The organism is Mesorhizobium loti (genome assembly GCF_013170705.1).
Taxonomy (GTDB): domain Bacteria; phylum Pseudomonadota; class Alphaproteobacteria; order Rhizobiales; family Rhizobiaceae; genus Mesorhizobium; species Mesorhizobium loti_D.
In genome coordinates, this window is the sequence record NZ_CP033334.1 from 4,061,176 (window position 1) to 4,082,508 (window position 21,333).

Consider the following 21,333-nt stretch of genomic DNA (forward strand, 5'->3'; position numbering starts at 1 on the left):
TCGGCATGAGTGAATCGATTGCTGCCCTGCCAATGTATGACTGGCCCGAGGCGCGCGGCGAGGTCGACGCGCAATGGGTGCTGCTGCGGGACGCCTTCCGGCAGAAGGGCATCGATGCGCCGCAGACCATCGTGCGCCGCAACGGTGACCTGCCGCCCGTGCCGGGTGGCATCCGCGATGGCCAGGGGGCCTTGATCGCGCCGGACCCGGCGACATTGCCGCCGGATGAACTCGATTATCACAAGCTCTGGCTGCATCCGGCACTGCTGTTCGCGCAGACCTGCTGGGGACCGATGGAACTCGGACTGTCGAGCCATGTGCAGGTGGTCGGCCAGCCAAGCTATGACACCTATGAAGGCGGGCAGGGCGAACTCTATTCGAGCGCGCTGGTGATGCGGGCGGGCGAGGGGCCGGAGGCTCGATCGCCCGCGGATGGCAAGGCCTTGCTGCCTCTCGATCTCATCCGTGGCAAGCGCTTCACCTTCAACAGCCTCGATTCCATGTCGGGCATCATTGCCCTGACGCGCGACCTGCAGGCGGCGGGCGAAAGCCTCGACATCTTTTCCTCGCGTAGCGAAAGCGGTGGCCATCGCGGCTCGATCGTCACTGTGGCCGAGGGCAGGGCCGATATAGCGGCGATCGATTGTGAGAGCTGGGCGCTGGCGCAACGTTTCGAGCCGGCGGCGCGCAAGGTCGTGATCGTCGGCTGGACGGCACGGCGCAAGGGCCTGCCGTTCATTACCGCCCGGACGACGCCTGAAAAGACAATCAAGGCAATGCGCGACGCCCTTGCAGGGTTAGCCTAGCAGCCTCGCATCCAACGGGTAGGTTGAAAGCTGCTCGTTGCCGGTCTCGGTGATCAGGATCTGCTCCTCGATCTTGACGCCCTCACGGGCGCCAAGCCTGCCGATATAGCTTTCCACGCACAGCACCATGCCGGGTTCGAGCACGCCGTCCGGCGTGTCCGGCGTCCAGTCGCTGGCATGCGGCAGTGTCGGGTACTCATCGGCCAGGCCGACGCCGTGATAGAGCACGCCGTAGCGGGTCGGGAAACAGTCTCCCGGCGGCACCGCCGAGCGTTCGACAAGGTCGCGGAACGAAATGCCGGGCTGCATCAATTGCGTGTTGTGTTCGATCTGCTCGGCGGCCATGCGGAACAGGCCGCGTTGTTCGTTGGATGGTTTTGCATCGCCGCAAAGCCAGGTGCGCGACAGGTCGGCGCAGAAGCCATAGGGGCCGATCAGGTCGGTGTCGAAGGCGACGAGGTCGCCCGCTTCGATCAGGCGCGACGAGCATTCCTGGAACCAGGGATTGGTGCGCGGGCCCGACGCCAGCAGGCGCGTCTCGATCCATTCCCCGCCGCGCGCAATATTGCCGCGATGCAGTTCGGCCCACAGTTCGTTCTCGGAGATGCCGGGCTTCAGTGCCTGTTCCATCTCGCCCATTGCCGCCTCGCAGGCGACGATGGCACGGCGCATGGCGAGGATTTCATCAGGCGATTTGATCAGCCTGGCGTTTTCCATCACCGCTTCGCCATTGCCGATGGAGACACCTAGCCGCGCCAACTCCTCGACGCCTTCCGGATTGAGGTGGTCGACCGCGACGCGGTTGTTGCCGCCGCCATGCTCCGTTACCAGATCGGCTATGCCTGCGGCCCAGCAGCGGACTTTTTGCTCCGTGAGTTCGCCGCCATAGAGATACATCCACGATACGGCCGGACGCACCTCGTCGACGACGCCGGAATGATCGGACAGATGCTCGCAGGAGAAATAGTCGAACAGAACCACCGGTCCGTCGGTGGCGACGAAACAATGCCGCGTCGGGTTGTGCGCCACCCACAGCTGCATGTTGGTGCTGTCGGTCGCATAGCGGATATTGACCGGATCGTAGAGCAGGGCACCGGCATAGCCGCGCCGCTTCAGCTCGGCGCGGATGCGCTCCAGCCGGTATTTGCGCATCGCCGGAAGATCGGGGGCGGCAATGCCCGCCGCCGCCCATTCCGCTTCAGCCTGCGCGCCATAGCCCAGCACATGCTGGTTGAGCGAAGCCGCCTTCTGGCGGGAGCCTTCACGCAATTCCTCGATCGAGCCAGGCTCGAACGGCATGATCTTGCGGTGGCGGCCGAAGCTCCCCTTTGGCGCCGCGCTGTCCATCGTCGACCCTCAGGTCCGCATCTTCTCGCCGCTCGGATCGAACGGTGCCTCGACATTGATGCGGGCCGGACGCCGATGTCCGAGGATCTCGATCTCGAACAGGCCGGCGCTTTCATCCTCGGCCAGCGCCGCCGGAACGTAACCCTGCGCCATCGACTTCTGGACATAATGGGCATAGCCGCCCGACGTCACCCAGCCGACGACGCGCCAGTCGCCATCAACGATGCCGCGCACGGCGGAAGCGCCCTCGGCGGCCTTGGAGCCACGCACTTCCTTGCCCTTGTCGTCGAAGCGGGGCGCGCCGTAGCCATGCGGCTTTTCCACCGTGCCAAAATCCTTGCTGACCTTGGCCCAGATCGGTTCGTCGCCCATCACGTCGGCATCGGCGGCATCGACGATGAAGGAGACACGGCGCAGTTTTGGTCCGTCCGCCTGTTCCTTGGCAGCAGCCTCACGGCCGATGAAATCGTTCTTCTCGAGCTTGATGAAGCGGTCCATCGAGCCTTCGAACGGGCCGTAGATCGGCCGCAGCTCGCGGAACCAGGTCGGGAAGTTCTTCTCGAGACGCATCGACAGCAAGGCGCGCATGCCGAAATCGACCAGGCCGAATTCTTCACCGGCGTCCTTGATCGCCTTGTAGACCAGGCGCTGATAGGCCGGCGCCATCCAGATCTCGTAGCCGAGGTCACCGGTGTAGGTGATGCGGTTGACCATGCAGGGCGCGCCGCCGACGGCCATCTCGCGGAAATCCATGAAGCGGAAGGCTTTTGTCGAGATGTCCGTATCCACGAGCTTTTGCAGCAAATCCCGCGCGCTCGGTCCGGCGATCGACAGGCCGACCAGCGTCTGGTCGAAGCGGTGGATGCGCACCGAACCGTCCTTCGGCAGGTGCTTCTCGAACCAGCGCATGTGATATTTCTGCGCGGCCGAAGAACCCCAGATCATGAAGCGGTCTTCACCCGCCTTGGCGATGGTGAAGTCGCCGATCAGCTTGCCGAACTCGTTGATCATCGGGGTGAGCACGATGCGGCCGGTCTTCGGCATGCGGTTGGTCATCAGCCGGTTGAGGAACTCTTCCGCCCCCGGTCCCGACACTTCGTATTTGGCGAAGTTGGCGATCTCGGTCACGCCGACGCGTTCGCGCGTGGCGCGCACTTCCTCGCCGATCGGGCCGAAATCATTGGAGCGATGGAAGGAAACGATGTCCTTCGGCTCCTTGCCCTTCGGCGCGAACCACAGCGGGGTTTCCAGGCCCCAGCTATCGCCCATGACGGCGTTGTTGGCGAGCATGATGTCGTAGAGCGGCGTCGTCTGCGCAGGACGCGCTGCCGGCAATTCCTCGTTGGGGAAACGGATCGAGAATCGGCGCGAATAATTTTCGCGCACCTTGGCGTTGGTGTAGCGCAGGCCGGCCCATTCGCCGAAGCGGGCGACATCCATGCCCCAGACGTCGAAGCCGGGATCGCCGTGCACCATCCAGTTGGACAGAGCGATGCCGACGCCGCCGCCCTGGCTGAAGCCGGCCATGACGGCGCAGGCACACCAGAAATTGGTCAGGCCCTGCACCGGGCCGACCAGCGGGTTGCCGTCGAGCGCGAAGGTGAAGGGGCCGTTGATGATCTGCTTGATGCCGGCTTTCTCGATGCCGGGGAAGTGCTTGAAGCCGATCTCCAGCGACGGCGCGATGCGGTCGAGGTCCGGCGGCAGCAATTCATGGCCGAAATCCCAGGGCGTGTTGACCGGCGACCACGGCTTGCAGGCCTTTTCATAGGTGCCGAGCAGGATGCCGTTGCGCTCCTGGCGGGTGTAGATCTCGCCCTTGAAATCGAGCACGCCGATCATCTCGCGGCCGGTCGACTTGTTGAATTCCTCGACCTCCGGCATCGGCTCGGTGAGCAGGTACATGTGCTCCATCGCAAGAACCGGCAGCTCGACGCCGACCATGCGGCCGATCTCGCGCGCCCACAGGCCGCCGCAGTTGACGACGTGCTCTGCATGGACAGTGCCCTGTTCGGTGACGACGTTCCAAGTGCCGTCCGGCTGCTGCGTCAAGTCGACGACGCGGTTGCGCAGCACGATCTCGGCGCCGAGCTTCTTGGCCGCCTTGGAGTAGGCGATCGTCGTGCCCGAAGGGTCGAGATGGCCTTCAACCGGATCCCACATGGCGCCGACGAAGTTCGTCTCATCCATCAGCGGGAACATCGCCTTGGCTTCCGAAGGCGTGATCAGCTCGGTGTCCATGCCGAGATAGCGGCCCTTGGCGTGGGCCAGCCGCAAGAAGTCCATCCGCTCGGGCGTATCGGCCATCATCACGCCGCCGGTCAGGTGCAGCGAGCAGGACTGGCCTGATATTTCCTCGATCTCCTTGTAGAGCTGCACGGTGTAGGCCTGCAGCTTGGCGACGTTGGGGTCGCCGTTCAGCGTGTGGAAGCCGCCCGCCGCGTGCCAGGACGAGCCGGAGGTGAGCTCCGAGCGCTCGATCAGCATGATATCGGTCCACCCGGCCTTGGCCAGGTGATACAGCACCGAGCAGCCGACGACGCCGCCGCCGATGACAACCGCTTTTACATGGGATTTCATGAAGATAGGTCCGTTTTTGTGTAAATTGAATCAGAGGTTTGGGGCTGGCGTGACGACGCACGCCAGCATGATCAAAAATCTGTCGGCGCGCCGCCTTCGGCCGTGCGCTTCTGGACGAAGTCGTTGAGTTCCTCGCGGATGGCCGGATCCATGTAGGGCTCGTCATAGGACGCCAGCCGCTCTTTCCAGACCTTGTTGGCTTTTTCCAGCGCCGTCGGCGAGCCGGCTTCCGCCCATGTCTCGAAGTTGCGCCAGTCGGAAAGGATAGGCGAATAGAAGGCGGTCTTGTAGCGGTCCTGCGTGTGCTGGGTGCCGAAGAAATGGCCGCCCGGGCCAACCGACTGGATGGCGTCGAAGCCTAGCGCTTCCTCGGACAGATCGAGCGGGGTCAGGAATTCCGCCACCATCTGCAAGAGGTCGATGTCGAGAATGGTCTTTTCGTAGGAGCAGCGCAGGCCGCCCTCGAGCCAGCCGGCCGCGTGCATCATCAGGTTGCCGCCGCCCTGGATGGCGCCCCACAGCGAGAACACGCTTTCATAGGCCGCCTGCGCGTCGACCGTGTTGGCGGCGCAGGTGTTGGAGGTGCGATAGGGAATGTTGTAGCGGCGGGCAAGCTGGCCGCCGACAAGCTGCGCCTTCATGTATTCGGGCGTGCCGAAGGCCGGCGAGCCGGACTTCATGTCGACATTGGAAGTGAAGCCGCCATAGCCGACAGGCGCACCCTTCTTCACCATCTGGGCAAAGGCAATGCCCGACAGCGCCTCGGCATTCTGCTGCACCAGCGCACCGGCGATGGTCACCGGCGCCATCGCACCCGACAGGGTGAAGGGCGTGACGATGACGACCTGGCCCTTGCTCGACATCTGGATGATGCCTTCCATCATCGGCACGTCGAGCTTGAGCGGCGAATTGGTGTTGATGATGGTGAAGACGGACGGCTCCTCGAGCAGCTGCTCGTGGCTGATGCCGCGCGCGATGCGGGTGATTTCAATGCCGTCGACATTGCGTTCCTTGCCGAGCGAATAGATGTGGAACACCTTGTCGGTCAGCATTGCAAGGTCGCGAACGCATTCGAGGTGGCGGACGGACGGATGGATATCGGTCGGCTCGACCGGATAGCCGCCGGTGCAGTTCAGGATGTTGTGCATCTGCGCAAGGCGCAGGAAATTGCGATAGTCCGCCTGGTTGCCCGGCCGGCGGCCACGGTCGATGTCGGAACAATTGGGTGCCGACGCCATCATCGAGATGATCAGATTATCGCCGCCGAAGCGGACATTGTGCGCGGGATTGCGGGCATGGATGGTGAATTCGGACGGACAATGCGAGACGAGTTCGAGGATCATGTCGCTGTCGAAGCGGACGCGTTCCGAACCTTCGCGCACGTCGGCGCCATGCGCCTTCATGATACGCCGGGCCTCGTCGTGCAGGACGTCGACGCCGATTTCCTTGAGCACACGCAAGGAGGCGAGGTGGATCGACTCCAGCTCGTCATCCGAAACCAGCTTCGTGGGCCGCAGCGGGATCTTCAACTGCCGAAACGGCGGCTGCTCGAACGCGGCCGAGCCTCCGGCGCGCTTTCCGGCGCGGCCGCCACGGCGGGCACGGTCGGGTGCCAAGGCCGGTTCTGCAGGGTTTAGGGCGGCGGTCATGATGGTCCTCGTAGGATGCGAATAGCGGGCGGCATAATGGACCGGCGGCCGGCCGGCCATTGCGGAGGCGGCGACCACTAGGGCGAGGGAAGCGACATGCCGGAATGGCAGTTGCGCGGCGGCGCGATTCGCCGGATCGCCGTCGAGTTGGCGCAAGCGGATTTCCCTTGCCGGCACTTTCTTTCCCCTGATCGAACCAGTAGCTAGTGACGCTTGCCGGCCGGGAGGTCTGCCGGCACCTCACATGGAATGACGGAATGGTCGCAACCAGCTCGAGCGAAGGCGAAGCGGGGACGCAGTGGGCGGCGCTCGCCGGCGTGACCGCGGCGCTTGCCATGTTCGGCGCCGCGCAAGGGCTGAGTTCGCCCCTGTTCACGCTCCTGATGCAGAAGCAAGGCATGTCGCCCGGGCTGATCGGCCTGTCGGCGGCGATGATGCCGCTCGGCCTGATCCTGTCGGCGTCGTTCGTGCCGGCGGCGGTACGGCTGGTCGGTGCGCGAAACCTGGCGGTCGGCTGCTCACTGGTTGGAGCGCTGTGCTTCCTGGGCATCGGCTACCTGCAAAACTGGGTGGCCTGGTACGTCATCCGCTTCATCATCGGCGTCGTCATCAACCCGCTCTATATCCTCGGCGAGGTCTGGGCACTGTCGCTGGCTCCGCCCTCACGGCGCGGTCGTGTAATGGGTGTATTCAACACGCTGATGGGCGCCGGCTATGCGGCCGGCCCGTTCACCTTGACCCTGGTCGGCACTTCGGGCTGGGGGCCCTTCAGCGTCGGTGTCGGCGGTTTCGTGCTTTGCGCGATCATCCTGCGCCTTGTCTCCTCGAAGCTCACCGGTTTCGAGGATGACGGCCAGCCCGCCGGCAGCTTTATCGGTTTTGCACGGCTGGCACCGGCGCTGCTGCTGGCCGTGCTGGTCTCGGCCGCCGTCCAGCAAAGCACCTATGCGCTGGTCCCGGTCTTCGGCGCCGGCTATGGCTTGCCGGAAGCCGTGCTCGCCGCGCTGGTGATGGCGCTTTCCCTGGGCAACATCCTGCTGCAGATCCCGCTTGGCCTGCTCGCTGAGCGGTTCGGCGGCCGCCCGATGATCTTGGCTTGCGCGATGGCTACGACCGCCTGCGCGATTCTGCTGCCGCTGCTGATCTTGACTCCCCTGATCTGGGGCGTGCTGCTGGTGATGGGCGCGGTCGGCTACGGCGTCTATACGATGGCATTGGTCGAGCTCGGCAGCCGGTTCAAGGGCACGCTGCTTGTCACTGGCAACGCCGCCTTCGCCTTGCTGTGGGGCGTTGGCGGTATCGTCGGCCCGCCCGGCGCCGGGCTGCTGATGCAGGGCATCGGTCCGCTGGGCCTGCCCGTGGTGATCATCGGCCTCGACGCCTTGCTGGTGATCTTCGCGCTCTATCGCGCATCGGTTCGCCGGAGCGGCCAGGCATGATGGCGGCCGGTTCGGACAACAGCCAGGTCGGGATGCAATGGGCGGCGATCACCGGCGTGATCGCGACCGTCTCGGTGTTCGCGATCGCGCAAGGGCTGTCCTATCCGCTGTTGAGCTTCATCCTGCAGCGACAGGGCGTCTCGCCGGCAATGATCGGCTTGTCGGCGGCGATGACGCCGATCGGCTTCATCGTCTCGTCGCCGCTCATCCCCGGACTGGCGCGGCGGTTCGGGGCAGGGCGGACGGCGCTTACCTGTGCGGCGCTTTCGGCCGTCGTGCTGGCGCTGATTGGCTGGACGCAGAATGTCTATCTGTGGTTTCCGCTGCGCTTCCTGATCGGCGCGGTGACCAATCCGCTCTATGTGCTGAGCGAAATCTGGGTGATCGCACTGGCGCCACCGGCGCGGCGAGGGCGCATCATGGGCGTCTATTCGACGATCATCTCGGCCGGATTCGCGGCTGGCCCGCTTTGCCTGCTTGCCGTCGGCACCGAAGGCTGGCCACCCTTCATCGTCGGTATTTCCGCCTTCGTTCTATGCGGCATCTGTCTGGCTTCGGTGCTGCCGCGCCTGCCCAAGGTGGACGAGGCCGGTCATCAGGTCTCGGTCCTGGGCTTCGTACCGATGGCGTGGCTGCTTCTGTTCGCGGTCATCGTCGCCGCGGGTTTCGAACAGGGGGCGCTGGCCCTGCTGCCGGTCTACGGCACCCATTACGGCATCGCGGAGGTGCGCATGTCGGCGCTGCTGTCGATGATGATCGCCGGCAACATCGCCATGCAGGTGCCGCTTGGCCTGTTGGCGGAGCGGATTTCCGCGCGTCTGGTGCGGCTTGCCTGCGTTTGCTTGACCGTGCTCGGATGCGTGCTGCTGCCGCTTCTCATCGAAACGCCGCTGATCTGGCCGATGATCTTTGTCTGGGGCGCGGTTTCGTATGGCATCTACACGATGTCGATCATTGAGCTTGGCGAGCGCTTCACCGGCTCGACACTGGTCGCCGGCAACGCCGCCTTCTCGCTGATGTGGGGCGTCGGTGGCATCGCCGTGCCGCCGCTGGCGGGAGGCGCGATGGATTTGCTGGGCGCCGGTGGCCTGCCGATCACGCTGGGCCTGATGTGCCTGGTGCTGGCGGTTGCGAGTGTCGCCGGTCGCGGTAAGGCCCGAATCCTCTGCTGAGATGCCGCAGCTATTGAATATCGGACAAGGCATGTCGATGTTGCATGCCGAAGCATTGCCTATCGGAGATTCCATGACCAAGCCCATCGCCAAGCCAGAAGCCGCCGATCCATTCCTCTGGCTGGAAGACAGGACCAGCAAACAGTCGCTGGACTGGGTGCATCGCCAGAACGAGATCACGGTTGGCGAATTGCAAGGCGATCCGTCCTACCAGGCGTCATTCCAGACCGCACTCGACCTGATGACGGCCGAGGACAACATCGCGGTCGGCGCGGCTATCGCCGGCCATGTCTATAATTTCTGGCAGGACAAGGCCAATGCGCTCGGCCTGTGGCGCCGCACGACGGTCGCTTCCTACAAGACCGAGAAGCCGGTGTGGGAAACAATCATCGACTTCGACCAGCTTGCGGCGAAGGAGGGGATAAAATGGGTGTTCAGCGGCGCCAGCCGGCTCTATCCGGATTTCAGCCGCTGCCTGCTGTCGATGTCGCCGGATGGCGGTGATGCCAGCGAAATGCGCGAATTCGACATCGAAACCAAATCGTTTATCGAGGGTGGGTTCCGGGCTCCTGCCTCGAAGTCGAGTTTCGGCTGGCTGGACAAGGACACGGTCATCGTCTCGGCGGCCCTCGAAGACGCTGACAAGACCGAGTCCGGCTACCCGCGCGTGATCAAGCTCTGGAAGCGTGGCACCAAGCTGGAAGAGGCGACGCCGATATTCGAGGCGCAGAAAGACGATCTCGCCGCCGGAGCCGGCGTCGAGTTCGACGGCGACAAGCGTCACGTGTTTCTGGCGCGGGCTATCAATTTCTTCGCGTCGCACAGCTTCCTGCATCTCCCGTCTGGTGAAAACAGGCGCATTCCGCTGCCCGACGACGCCACCGATACATCGCTTTTCAAGGATCAACTGGTGTTCGGCGTGCGCACGCCATGGACGGCGCCTGACGGCACGGTGTGCCAGCCGGACGGGCTCTATTCGTTCGACTTCGCCCACTGGATCGAAACCGGCGGTTTGGGGGCCATCGAGACCCTGTTGGCGCCGGCCTATCGCGTGTCGATCGCCGGTATTGCCCGCACGCAGGACCGGCTGTTCATCAGCCTGATGGACAATGTGCGTGGCAAGGTCCTCGTCTGCGAACGTAAGCAGGGCACCTGGTCCATGAAACCGGTGGCTTTGCCTGAAAACGGCACTGTCGGCATCAGCCATGCCGAGCATTTCGGGTCGAGCGTGTCCTTCTCCTTCACGGATTTCCTGACGCCGAGCTCGATCATCTGGTCGGATGACGATGGCGAGACGCTCGCCACGGTGAAGTCGCAGCCGGCGCGGTTCGATGCCGCGCCGCTGATCTCGGAGCAGTTCGAAGCGCGCTCGAAGGACGGCACGATGATCCCGTATTTCGTCGTCAGGCGGCGCGACCAGAAGGGTCCGGTGCCGACGCTGCTCTATGGCTATGGCGGCTTCGAAGTGCCGCTCTTGCCCGGTTATGCCGGCGTGCGCGGCAGGCTGTGGCTGGAGAAGGGCAACGCCTATGTGCAGGCCTGCATCCGCGGCGGCGGCGAGTTCGGGCCGGCCTGGCACCAGGCGGCGCTGAAAGGCAATCGCCAGAACGGTTTTGACGATTTCGCCGCGGTCGCCGAGGACGTCGTGAAGCGCGGCATCGCGACAGCAAGCTCGCTCGGCATCCAGGGCGGCTCGAATGGCGGCCTGCTGACCGGTGTTTCGCTGACGCAGCATCCCGAGCTTTTCGGCGCCGCCATCATCGAGGTGCCGCTCCTCGACATGCTGCGTTACACCGAGCTGCCGCCCGGCGCTTCATGGATGGCCGAATATGGCGATCCGTCGAAGCCGGAAGACGTCAAGTGGCTGTCCGCCTATTCGCCCTACCAGCACGTCAAGGCCAATCCCGCCTATCCGCCCGTGCTGTTGACGACCTCGACCGCCGATGACCGCGTTCATCCCGGCCATGCGCGCAAGATGGCGGCTCGCCTGCAGGAGGCCGGCCACGCCAGGACGCTGTTTTTCGAGGAAACCGAAGGCGGACATGGCGGGCGTGGCGACCGCCGGCCGCAGGCGGCCCAGACGGCGATGAAATATGTCTTCCTGCAGCGGGCGCTGACCGCCAAGGCCTAGAATCATTCGTTCATGGGCCAAGCAAAGGGTGGTTCACCTCGACCAGCCTTTGCTCTAAGGTGCCGGAATGGCTCTCGTCAGGACCTTGGTTGGCGCATTTGAGGCTCGCGCATCGCGGGTCGCGGTGACACCGTCACCGCGCACGCTGCGCGCCGAGCTTTTGCGGCTGTGCGCCCGCATCGGTTATTCACCGCCCGTAGCCCTCTGATGCATTCGCCCCGGCGCCAGCCGGACAGAATCCAGAGGAAAGATCCAGACATGACCTATCAGAATTATTCGCTGAAGCAGCTTCAGCAGATCGACGCCGCGCATCATCTTCATCCCTTCACCGACCACAAGGAACTGCGCGAAGCCGGCTCGCGCATCATCACCCACGCCAACGGCCCGTTCATCTACGATTCCGAAGGGGCCGAAATCCTCGACGGCATGGCTGGGCTGTGGTGCGTCAACATCGGCTATGGCCGTGACGAACTGGCCGAGGCCGCTTACGCCCAGATGAAGGAACTGCCCTACTACAATTCCTTTTTCAAATGCTCGACGCCGACGCCGGTGCTGTTGTCCAAGAAGCTGGCCGAGATCGCGCCGAAACACGTCAACCAGGTGTTTTATGGTTCCTCCGGTTCGGAGGCCAACGACACGGCGCTGCGCCTCGTGCGCCACTACTGGGTGCTGGAAGGCAAGCCGGAAAAGAACCGCATCATCTCGCGCAAGATGGCCTATCATGGCTCGACCATCGCCGGCACCTCGCTCGGCGGCATGGATGCCATGCACAAGCAGCTCGGCGGCGCCGTGCCCAACATCGTCCATGTGATGATGCCCTATGCCTATGAACTGGCACTGCCCGGCGAGAGCGACCATGATTTCGGCCTGCGCGCGGCAAAGTCGGTCGAGGACGCCATCCTCGAGGCCGGCGCCGACAAGGTCGCGGCCTTTATCGGCGAGCCGGTGATGGGGGCGGGCGGTGTCAAGATTCCGCCTGCGAGCTACTGGCCGGAAGTGCAGCGCATCTGCCGCAAATATGATGTTCTGCTGATGCTGGACGAGGTTATCACGGGCTATGGCCGCACTGGTGAATGGTTCGCCGCGCAGACGCTTGGCATCGAACCGGACACCATCACCACGGCCAAGGCGCTGACGTCAGGCTACCAGCCGTTGTCGGCCTTGCTGGTCGGCGACCGCATTGCGTCGACGCTGGTCGAGAAGGGCGGCGAGTTCAATCACGGCTACACCTATTCCGGCCATCCGGTGGCTTGCGCCGTGGCGCTGAAGAACCTGGAAATCATCGAACAGGAAGGCCTCGTCGACCGCGTCAGGAACGACACCGGGCCTTATTTCGCCAAGGCCCTGCAGGAGCGCATTGCCGGACATGATCTCGTCGGCGAGGTGCGTTCGATCGGCCTGATGGGCGCGATCGAGATCGTCAAGGACAAGGCGACCAGGGAACGGTTCCTGCCGTCGGGAAGTGCCGCGGTGACGGTGCGCGACCACGCGATCGCCAACGGCATGATGCTGCGCGCCACCGGTGACACGATGATCCTGTCGCCGCCGCTGATCTGGACCCGCGACACGATCGACATGGCCTGCGAGCGCATCGGCAAGGCGCTGGATCTGGCGCAAGCGGATCTGCGCAAGCGTTGAGAGCGAACCTCGACCCGGGCGTTTCCTGGAGGAACGCCCGGCCTCGAGAAACATGCTGCCGTGATGGGGAACAAACTTCATCCCCCGCGCGTAGTGTGTGAGGCAGCGGCCAGCCTGGCTGCGACAAGGGGTTCATTTCCATGAGAAAAACCGGCAAGAGTCGACGCGCGCAAGAAGCAGCCAACATCGGCGCCGACCTGATGCTGGCGCCGCTGGTGGCGATGATGCGCATGCCGTTGATGGCGATGGACGCGGGCAGCAGCCAGCCTTGGGGCACCGAAACCGCCCGTGCGGTGAACGAGAAGACCGCCGCAATCGCCGAGGGCGTGTTCGCGGCGCAAATGTCTGTCCTGCAGTCCGCATCGCGGTTCTGGCCGGAACTCCTTTCCGGTCGCACGCCGTCGCTGTTCAACGGCGTCGCGACGGAACGGTCGATCAATGCCGGGCTGAAGCCGGCCAGCCGTGCGGTGAAGGCGAATTTTCGCCGGCTTTCGTCAAAGGCTTGAAATAGGCCCTGCGGAACTTTGATTTTGCGCATTGTCGGGATCATGCGCTAGAACCGATCGGTATACGCACCGATGGGGGATTTCATGGCCGGACAACCGCTCAACCAGCCCGCTGAAATTCCGCCCGAACTCGATCGCTGGAATTGGGGCGCCTTCTTCCTCAACTGGATCTGGGGTATAGGCAACAGCACTTTCATCGCGCTGCTGGCGCTGATCCCGGTCGTCAACCTCATCGTGATCATCGTGCTCGGCGCGCGAGGCAGCCGCTGGGCGTGGCAGAACCGGGCCTGGCGCGACGCGGAACAGTTCCGCAAGACGCAGCGCAACTGGGCGATCGCCGGCCTTGCCGTCTGGGTGGTCAGTATCGGGGGCTGTGCGACGATGGTCGGCAGCATCCCCTTCATGCTCAAGGGCAATGACGCCTACCACATGACCATGGATGCCATTCGCGCCGACACCCGTGTGAAGGCTGCCATTGGCGACGACGTGATCGACAATTTCTGGGTCGGCGGCCATCTCAACGTCAACGCGAATGGGACGGGCGACGCCCAGTTCAGTATTCCCGTCCACGGCGCCAAGGGCAAAGGCACCGTGTTTTCCCATCTGGTTCGCAATGCCGGCACTTGGAGCATGCGCCTGCTCGTGGTCAGGGTTGATGGAGTGGATGCGCCGATCGTGCTGATCAACGAAGACCACGTGCCAATCCCGAACGCGGCGATCGGAATATAGATGTCGGCCTGGATTGAGCGGTGCACAAATGCAAAAACCGCGCTCCATCGGAACGCGGCTTTGCCAGATACGCATGGCGCTTCGCTACTCGAACACTTGGCGAAACTTACGGGCTCCGGTACGCGAGACCTGATCCGGAGCGCCGGGCGGATGCGATATGTCCACCTCACGATCAGTTTTATACCGACATCGTTACCGCGGAGTTATCGAGAGCTTAAGCAAATCTAAATTTGCGGTTTTTCTGCAGGAGGAGTCCGGAAAAGTCTGTCAAATCCGTTGGTTACGCTAGGTTACCCCTGAGAAAATTAATTATGCCGGAGAAATCGGCGCCGCCATGGCCCTGGGCGCTGAACAGGGCGTAGAGTTGCGCCGCCTCGGCGCCAAGCGGGGTCACCGCCCCAGCGCCGAGTGCGGCCTCCTGGGACAATTTCAGGTCTTTCAGCATAAGGGCCGCGGCAAAGCCCGGTTTGTAATCCCTGTTGGCGGGTGAGGTCGGCACAGGGCCGGGAACCGGACAATAGGTGGTCAGCGACCAGCATTGGCCTGAGGATGTCGAGGCGACGTCGAACAGCGCCTGATGCGACAGCCCGAGTTTTTCCGCCAGCACGAAGGCTTCGGCGACGCCGATCATCGAAATGCCGAGGATCATGTTGTTGCAGATCTTCGCCGCCTGGCCGGCACCGTCGCCGCCGCAATGGACAATGCGGCCGGCCATTGGCTTCAGGATCGGCTCGGCGGCGGCGAAGGCATCGTTGGAGCCGCCCGCCATGAATGTCAGCGTGCCGGCCGTGGCACCTCCGGTGCCGCCCGAGACGGGCGCATCGATCGAGGGCAGGCCGTGTTTCGCAGCGAGCGCATGCGCCTTGCGCGCCGATTCGACATCAATGGTCGAGGAATCGATGAACAGTGCGCCCTTCTTCGCCTTGGGCGCGATGTCCTCATAGACCGAGAGCACATGCTTGCCGGCCGGGAGCATGGTGATCACCACATCGGCGTCTTTCACCGCCGCCGGCGCGTTGGCCATGACGACGATGCCATGCTCGCGCGCGATCGTCAGATTCTCGGGCACGAGGTCGAAGCCGTGCACTTGATGCCCCGCCTTGACCAGATTCGCGGCCATTGGATTGCCCATGTTACCGAGGCCGATGAAGGCGATCGTCGTCATTGTCTCACTCCCGGAGTTTGCTGGCTTCAGCGGCCGATCAGCGCCCGCGCGATGATGACGCGCATGATCTCGTTGGTGCCCTCGAGGATCTGGTGAACGCGCAGGTCGCGCACCAGTTTCTCGATGCCGTAGTCGTGCAGATAGCCGTAGCCGCCGAGCAGCTGCAGCGCATTGTTGGCGACATTGAAGCCGGTGTCGGTGACGAAGCGCTTGGCCATGGCGGACCATTTGCCGGCATCGGGCGCCTTGCGGTCGAGCTTGGAGGCGGCGGCATAGAGGAAGATGCGCGACGCCTGCAACTCGGTCTCCATGTCGGCCAGCCTGAACTGCAGCGCCTGAAATTGATTGATCTTCGAGCCGAAGGCCTTGCGCTCGGCGGTATAGGACAGCGCCTTGTCGAGCGCCGACTGGGCGCCGCCCAGCGAACAGGCGGCGATGTTCAGCCGGCCGCCATCGAGGCCGGCCATGGCAATGCCGAAGCCGGCGCCCTCATCCGACAAGAGGTTTTCCGCCGGCACCTTGCAGTCCTCGAAGATGACCTGGCGGGTCGACTGCATGTGCCAGCCCATCTTGTGCTCATTCGCGCCGAAGGAGAGCCCGGGCGCATCTTTCGGCACGATGATCGTGGAAATGCCTTTCGGCCCATCGGCGCCGGTGCGCACCATGACTGCATAGACATCGCTGTCGCCCGCACCGGAGATGAACTGCTTGGCGCCGTTGAGGATATAGTCGCCGCCGCTCTTGACCGCGCGCGTCTTCAACGCCGCTGCATCCGAGCCGGAGCCTGGCTCGGTCAGGCAGTAGCTTGCCAGCCATTCCATTGAGGTCAGCTTCGGCAGGAAGCGCTGGCGCTGCTCGTCATTACCGAACCTGTCGATCATCGAGGCCACCATGTTGTGGATCGAGATGAAGGACGAAAAGCCTGGGTCGGCGTGCGACAGAGCCTCGAAGATCAGCACGGCGTCGAGGCGGCCGAGAGCCGAACCGCCGACATCGTCCCTGACATAGATGCCACCGAGGCCGAGCGGCCCGGTCTCGCGGATCACGTCGGCGGGGAAGTATTTCCTGCGGTCCCAGTCGAGCGCATTCGGCGCGACGCGGTCGGCGGCGAAGGCCTGCGCCATCTCCTGGATGGCACGCTGTTCCTCGTTGAGTTCGAACTGGCTGGTGCTCGCATCGACCGCGGCGTCCATGGCGTGCTCCCTGATGGTTTCGGCTTGCTGGCCTGTCGTTTTTGGCTTTGCGCGCGCACTAATCTAGACCAATGATGCCGCCGCGCAACCCGACCCGCTGCGGAGCGGCTGTGCACCAATGCATGTCCGGAGCAAGATGTGACGACAAAATTCGATGAGCTGCTGGGACGGTTCCACGCCTATCTCGCCTCAGTGGATGACGCGCTGGTGCGCGGCGCCGTCGCGCGCATTGGCTGGGATATGCCGGCGCGCGCGCTGGCGCCGCATGCGCTCGGTTGCCTGCGCCATCTCGATCGAGCGGCTGACCTGGCGCCGATGGCTGCGCAACCGCTGATCCAATGGCTGGCGCAGCGGCGCTACGAATCGCATTGGGGGCAGACCTATACCGAGGCCGATTTCGGCAAGACCTTCATCGACAATTACGGCTGGCTGGAATTGTTCGGCACGCGCGGCCATTTCGCCAATGATGAGGTGGCGGCCGGCCTGCTGATCCTTGGACCCGAAATCGTCTACCCAGACCACCACCACGTCGCCGAGGAGATCTATATCCCGCTGACCGGCGGCACGGCATGGCGCATGGGCGAGGGCGGTTTTCGCAAGCGCGAGGCGGGCGAGGTCGTCCACCACGCCTCGAATGTCAACCACGCCATGCGAACCGGCAGCGAGCCGCTTCTGGCGCTCTATATCTGGCGCGGTGGACCGCTGGCGCAGAAATCCACGATCACCGGAACCGCGGCGCAGGGTCGGAACTGATGGCCAAGGCGATCATGCTGCAAGGGACGGGTTCGGATGTCGGCAAGACGGTGCTGGTCGCCGGCCTGTGCCGCGCCGCGAAAAAGCGCGGGCTGAAGGTGCGGCCGTTCAAGCCGCAGAACATGTCGAACAACGCCGCCGTCGCCGACATTCCCGGCGACAACAGCAAAAGCGGCGGCGAGATCGGCCGCGCGCAATGGCTGCAGGCAATCGCTTGCGGCGTCGCGCCGTCGGTCCACATGAACCCGGTGCTGCTCAAGCCGCAGACCGATATCGGCGCGCAAGTCATCGTGCAGGGAAAAGTGTTCGGCGAGGCGCGGGCCCGCGACTACCAGGCGCTGAAGGGCCGGCTGATGGATGCGGTGCTGGACTCCTGGGCCAAGGTCGGCGAGGGCGCTGATCTCGTCATCGTCGAGGGCGCCGGCTCGCCGGCGGAAATCAATCTAAGAAGCCGCGACATCGCCAATATGGGTTTTGCCACGCGTGCCGATGTGCCGGTGGTGCTGGTCGGCGACATCGATCGCGGCGGCGTCATCGCCTCGGTAGCCGGCACGCATCTGATCCTGCCGGAAGAGGACCGGCGCATGATCGTCGGTTACCTCATCAACAAGTTCCGTGGCGATGTCTCGCTGTTCGATGACGGCATCAACGCAATCGACAGTTTTACGGGGTGGCGCTGCTTTGGCGTCGTGCCGTGGCTGAAGGCGGCGGCGCGGCTGCCTTCAGAGGATTCGGTGGTGCTGGAGCGGCTGGCATCCGGCGAGACGCGTGCGTTGAAAGTGGCTGTGCCGATGCTTGGCCGCATCGCCAATTTCGACGATCTCGATCCGCTCAAAGCCGAACCGCAGGTCGAAGTGGTGTTCGTACCCCCGGGCAAGCCGTTGCCGGGGGACGCCGGACTGGTGGTCATTCCCGGCTCCAAGTCGACGATCGGCGATCTCCTAAAATTCCGCGAGAACGGTTGGGACAGAGACCTTGCCGCGCACCGCAAGCGTGGCGGCCATATTGTCGGCATCTGCGGCGGCTTCCAGATGCTTGGGCGTGTGGTGCGCGATCCCGACGGGATCGAAGGCAGCGTCACCGAGGCCGAGGCGCTTGGCCTGCTCGATATCGAAACGGTGATGGAGCCGGAGAAAACCGTGCGCAATGTCAGTGCGCGCTCGGTCCAGTTCGACCTGCCACTCGAAGGCTACGAAATCCATCTCGGCCGTACCACCGGCCCGGATACGCTGCGGCCGTCGGCGGTCATCAATGGCGTCGAGGATGGCGCGATCTCGGCCGATGGCAAGGTGATCGGCACCTATATGCATGGCCTGTTCGGCGCCGATGCCTTTCGCGGGAAATTCCTGGAAAGCCTCGGCATCAGGGGCGGTGGCATCGACTACCGAGCCGAAGTCGAGCGGGCGCTGGACGAGGTCGCTGCCGAATTGGAAACCCATCTCGACTGTGACGCGATTTTCGGGCTGGCTCGGTAGGGGCCTGTTGGCGAACCACCTTGCCAATTAGCGTAAACGCCCCCGCGTCGTCATCCTCGGGCGGAGCGAGGAGCGTAGCGACGCAGTGCAGACCCGAGGATGACGAAGGTGGGGGCGCTCCCGGCCAATCTCGAACTCGCAGCGCGATCAGCTCAGCCCTTATCCCCCGCCTTCGGCCAGTAGGTGCCGAACGACCAGACGCTGCCTTCCGGATCGCGGCAGATGAATTCGCGGCTGCCATAGTCGCGGTCCGTCAACTCCTGGATGATCGTTGCGCCGGCCTTCTTCGCCTTGGCATACGCGGCGTCGGCATCGTCGACGGCGATATAGATCGATTTGCCGCCGCCGGTGCCGGGTTCGCCGACCATCTTGCCGTAGTCGTCGTCGCGCGCGCTGCCCAGCATGATCATCGAGGCGCCGAAGACCAGTTCGGCATGGTGTACGACATCGCCTTCGCCATAGCGGGCGCGGACGCTGAAGCCGAAGGCTTCGCAGAGCCAGTCGATCATTTTCGCCGCGTTCTTGTAGCGCAGGGCAGGGTACAGGCGCGGGGCTTCGTTGCTGGTGGCCATATCGATCTCCTTCAACGGGGTTGGTCGATGAATCTTGTTCGTGCATGTCGTCGCCCAAGACCGCTGCGCACTTTTGGGCGACATGCATCAATCTGGGTGAAGGCCGTTCCCGCGTCTTGAAGAAATGTTACCTGACCGGAAGTGCCGTCGGCGTGTCGCCGGCAAGGTCGCGGAATTCGCGCACCAGATGCGCCTGGTCGGCATAGCCGCAATCGGCGGCGATGTCGGCCCAATCGGCGGCCTGCCGCCGCGACAGGCCGAGCGCCCGGTTGAAACGAACGATACGCGACAATGTCTTTGGGCCGACGCCGATCGCATTGGAAAAGCCGCCGGCGAGATGCTTTCGGCTCCAGCCCAGTTTTTCGGCAATGGAGGAAATGCGGGCCCGACCGCCTGATGCGATGATGCGGTCATAGGCCCAGGCGATTTCGAGCGGCGTTTCGGCGGCGCCGGCAAGACGGGCGGTGACGAAGGCTTCGGCGAGGTCGAAACGTGACGCCCAGTCTGGCGCGTTGCCGAGCCGTTCGCGCAGCGCCCGGCCCTCGGCGCCCAGCACGTCGTCGAGGACGACCATGCTGTCGGTCAGTTCGCTCATCGGCAGGCCGAAGAAACGCCGCGCGCCAAGCGGCGTGAAGTTGACTTGCACGCAGCAGGCGGCACCGAAGGATTCGATCATCACCGGTCCGGCGAAGAGGCCGGCGGCGAAACTGGCGATGCGGTCATTGTCGCCGGGCGCCTTGCCGAGGCCGATGGCGAAGGGTTCGGCGAAGCTGATCACCAGCGGCACGGTGAGCGAAGCGTATTCGACATTACGGAAATGGCCGGGTGCCGTTTCGCGGTAGCCGCAGATTTCGGTGACGATCCCATCAAGCACTGGATCGGGAAGGCGCCGGCGCATCTCGAAGCGCCCTGCGATGGAGCGGTCCTGTTCCTTGCGGAGCTGCATCTCGATCGGCATCGGCCATCCTTCTGCTCGGGAATCTAGCAGACCGAAGGTCAGAATCAAAAGCGCCCGGCTTTTGGCCGGGCGCTCTCCGTCCCCACTTCAAGGGGACTTGTCAGGCGCCGCGCATCAGGCAGCCGGCGGCGAGCACGATGTAGGCAATCAGAATGATCCACACCGATGCGAGCGGGATAAAGGCGAGAACGCCAAGGGCGGCGAGAATGCCGATGATGGCAATGACGAGAGAAATGATGAAAACAATCTGGGTAGGCGCGCTGAGATTCATGTCCGGGCTCCTCCAACATGATTCGAACAACGGCATGGTAACAGGCGCGTGATCACACACCAATCATGACGCGCAGCGGGTTGGCCGGGTCGGCCAGCAGTTTCACCGCCAGCGCCAGGCAGACGACCACCAGCAGCGGCTTGATCAATCTGGCGCCGATGCGCATGGCGAGGCTCGCACCGACGCGGGCGCCGAGGAACTGGGCAACGCCCATCATCAGCCCGATCTTCCAGGAGATGACGCCGACAGCAGCGAAGACGATGAAGCCGCCGATATTGGAGGCGAAGTTGAGCAGCTTGGTATGCGCCGTCGCCTTGAGCACGCCGTAGCCGGCAAGAGCGACGAAGGCCAGCATGTAGAAGGAACCGGCGCCGGGGCCGAACAGGCCGTCATAGAAGCCGATTGCCGGCACCAGGGTCAGTCCGAACAGGAACGGCGACAGGCGCTCGGCCCGGTCGACATCGTTCATATTGGGCTTGAGCGCGAAATAGAGTGCGATGGCGATCAGCACCAGCGGCAACAGGGCGCGCAACAGGTCGCCCGGAACAATGGTGGCCAGCAAGGCGCCAACGACACCCCCAGCGACCGCCAGCAGGGCCGACGGCAATTGTCGGCGCAGGTCGACATGACCCTTTGAGGCATAGTGGATCGTCGCCGATCCGGAGCCGAACATGCCTTGCAACTTATTGGTCCCAAGCGCTTCGACCGGCGAGAGCCCGGCAAGCAGCAGTGCGGGGATGGTGATCAGTCCGCCGCCACCGGCAATCGAGTCCACAAAGCCCGCCGCAAAGGCGGCCAAGGCGAGCATGGCGACAGTCTGGGTGGTGAGGTCGATCATCTGATGTGTGGAGATGTCTGGTAGACTGGAGATAGCGGGGCGTTCGACCACGACGGCCCCGTTTGCGCAAGGCCGATTCCGCGCTAACTCTATTGAAGAGGAATCGGAAAA

At 63.9% G+C, this 21,333-nt stretch carries 18 protein-coding genes; 9 read left to right on the forward strand and 9 right to left on the reverse strand.

What is annotated here, in order from left to right; all coding sequences use genetic code 11:
- Positions 1 to 5 precede the first annotated feature (5 nt).
- Positions 6 to 806, forward strand: a complete 801-nt coding sequence (locus tag EB815_RS19745) for a phosphate/phosphite/phosphonate ABC transporter substrate-binding protein (protein ID WP_056572545.1) — start codon at positions 6 to 8, stop codon at positions 804 to 806.
- On the opposite strand, the gene EB815_RS19750 is transcribed toward EB815_RS19745, so the two are convergent.
- From EB815_RS19750 to EB815_RS19760, 3 genes are all read right to left on the reverse strand, one after another.
- Positions 798 to 2,153 (reverse strand): M24 family metallopeptidase, encoded by a 1,356-nt coding sequence (locus EB815_RS19750; protein WP_056572543.1) that lies wholly within the window; start codon positions 2,151 to 2,153, stop codon positions 798 to 800. The genes EB815_RS19745 and EB815_RS19750 overlap by 9 nt on opposite strands.
- A 9-nt stretch (positions 2,154 to 2,162) precedes the next feature.
- Positions 2,163 to 4,733: a GcvT family protein gene (locus tag EB815_RS19755; protein ID WP_065005576.1), complete on the reverse strand. Its 2,571-nt coding sequence runs from the start codon at positions 4,731 to 4,733 to the stop codon at positions 2,163 to 2,165.
- 71 nt (positions 4,734 to 4,804) lie between these two features.
- Positions 4,805 to 6,382: a trimethylamine methyltransferase family protein gene (locus tag EB815_RS19760; RefSeq protein ID WP_056573452.1), complete on the reverse strand. Its 1,578-nt coding sequence runs from the start codon at positions 6,380 to 6,382 to the stop codon at positions 4,805 to 4,807.
- Positions 6,383 to 6,639: 257 nt separating this feature from the next.
- On the opposite strand from EB815_RS19760, the gene EB815_RS19765 reads away from it, so the two are divergent.
- The 6 genes from EB815_RS19765 (at position 6,640) to EB815_RS19790 (ending at position 13,997) form a co-directional block, all read left to right on the forward strand.
- The gene (locus EB815_RS19765; protein ID WP_056572539.1) at positions 6,640 to 7,821 is read left to right on the forward strand and encodes an MFS transporter; all 1,182 of its coding nucleotides are present in this window, start codon (positions 6,640 to 6,642) and stop codon (positions 7,819 to 7,821) included.
- Entirely contained in the window at positions 7,821 to 8,993 is a 1,173-nt protein-coding gene (locus EB815_RS19770; protein ID WP_056573449.1) for an MFS transporter, read from the forward strand. Before EB815_RS19765 ends, EB815_RS19770 begins: the two co-directional genes overlap by 1 nt.
- Positions 8,994 to 9,066: 73 nt before the next feature.
- Positions 9,067 to 11,124, forward strand: a complete 2,058-nt coding sequence (locus tag EB815_RS19775) for a prolyl oligopeptidase family serine peptidase (RefSeq protein WP_056573446.1) — start codon at positions 9,067 to 9,069, stop codon at positions 11,122 to 11,124.
- A 258-nt stretch (positions 11,125 to 11,382) separates the two neighbouring features.
- Positions 11,383 to 12,762 carry an aspartate aminotransferase family protein gene (locus tag EB815_RS19780; protein ID WP_056572536.1) on the forward strand — a complete coding sequence of 460 codons (1,380 nt, stop codon included), beginning with the start codon at positions 11,383 to 11,385 and terminating at the stop codon, positions 12,760 to 12,762.
- A 140-nt stretch (positions 12,763 to 12,902) separates the two neighbouring features.
- Complete coding sequence (locus EB815_RS19785; protein ID WP_056572534.1) at positions 12,903 to 13,268, forward strand: hypothetical protein; 366 nt, start codon at positions 12,903 to 12,905, stop codon at positions 13,266 to 13,268.
- An 84-nt stretch (positions 13,269 to 13,352) separates the two neighbouring features.
- Positions 13,353 to 13,997: a cytochrome c oxidase assembly factor Coa1 family protein gene (locus EB815_RS19790; protein ID WP_056573443.1), complete on the forward strand. Its 645-nt coding sequence runs from the start codon at positions 13,353 to 13,355 to the stop codon at positions 13,995 to 13,997.
- 280 nt (positions 13,998 to 14,277) lie between these two features.
- Here EB815_RS19790 and mmsB read toward each other — a convergent pair whose 3' ends face one another.
- Both mmsB and EB815_RS19800 read right to left on the reverse strand, forming a co-directional pair.
- Positions 14,278 to 15,162, reverse strand: coding sequence for a 3-hydroxyisobutyrate dehydrogenase (gene mmsB / locus EB815_RS19795; protein WP_056572533.1), 885 nt, complete (start codon positions 15,160 to 15,162; stop codon positions 14,278 to 14,280).
- Between the two features lie 26 nt (positions 15,163 to 15,188).
- The gene (locus EB815_RS19800; RefSeq protein WP_056572531.1) at positions 15,189 to 16,355 is read right to left on the reverse strand and encodes an isobutyryl-CoA dehydrogenase; all 1,167 of its coding nucleotides are present in this window, start codon (positions 16,353 to 16,355) and stop codon (positions 15,189 to 15,191) included.
- A 138-nt stretch (positions 16,356 to 16,493) separates the two neighbouring features.
- Here EB815_RS19800 and EB815_RS19805 point away from each other — a divergent pair, with 138 nt between their 5' ends.
- Positions 16,494 to 17,108 carry a dimethylsulfonioproprionate lyase family protein gene (locus EB815_RS19805; RefSeq protein ID WP_056572528.1) on the forward strand — a complete coding sequence of 205 codons (615 nt, stop codon included), beginning with the start codon at positions 16,494 to 16,496 and terminating at the stop codon, positions 17,106 to 17,108.
- Positions 17,108 to 18,583: a cobyric acid synthase gene (locus EB815_RS19810; protein ID WP_056572526.1), complete on the forward strand. Its 1,476-nt coding sequence runs from the start codon at positions 17,108 to 17,110 to the stop codon at positions 18,581 to 18,583. Before EB815_RS19805 ends, EB815_RS19810 begins: the two co-directional genes overlap by 1 nt.
- A gap of 152 nt (positions 18,584 to 18,735) precedes the next feature.
- On the opposite strand, the gene EB815_RS19815 is transcribed toward EB815_RS19810, so the two are convergent.
- The 4 genes from EB815_RS19815 to EB815_RS19830 all read right to left on the reverse strand — a co-directional run bounded on the left by EB815_RS19815 (position 18,736) and on the right by EB815_RS19830 (position 21,222).
- Positions 18,736 to 19,155 carry a VOC family protein gene (locus EB815_RS19815; RefSeq protein ID WP_056573440.1) on the reverse strand — a complete coding sequence of 140 codons (420 nt, stop codon included), beginning with the start codon at positions 19,153 to 19,155 and terminating at the stop codon, positions 18,736 to 18,738.
- A gap of 127 nt (positions 19,156 to 19,282) precedes the next feature.
- Positions 19,283 to 20,113 carry a helix-turn-helix domain-containing protein gene (locus tag EB815_RS19820; RefSeq protein ID WP_056572524.1) on the reverse strand — a complete coding sequence of 277 codons (831 nt, stop codon included), beginning with the start codon at positions 20,111 to 20,113 and terminating at the stop codon, positions 19,283 to 19,285.
- A 100-nt stretch (positions 20,114 to 20,213) separates the two neighbouring features.
- On the reverse strand, positions 20,214 to 20,384 hold the full coding sequence (locus EB815_RS19825; RefSeq protein ID WP_081295103.1) for a hypothetical protein: 171 nt from the start codon (positions 20,382 to 20,384) through the stop codon (positions 20,214 to 20,216).
- A 52-nt stretch (positions 20,385 to 20,436) separates the two neighbouring features.
- The gene (locus EB815_RS19830) at positions 20,437 to 21,222 is read right to left on the reverse strand and encodes a TSUP family transporter (RefSeq protein ID WP_056572522.1); all 786 of its coding nucleotides are present in this window, start codon (positions 21,220 to 21,222) and stop codon (positions 20,437 to 20,439) included.
- Positions 21,223 to 21,333: the final 111 nt, after the last annotated feature.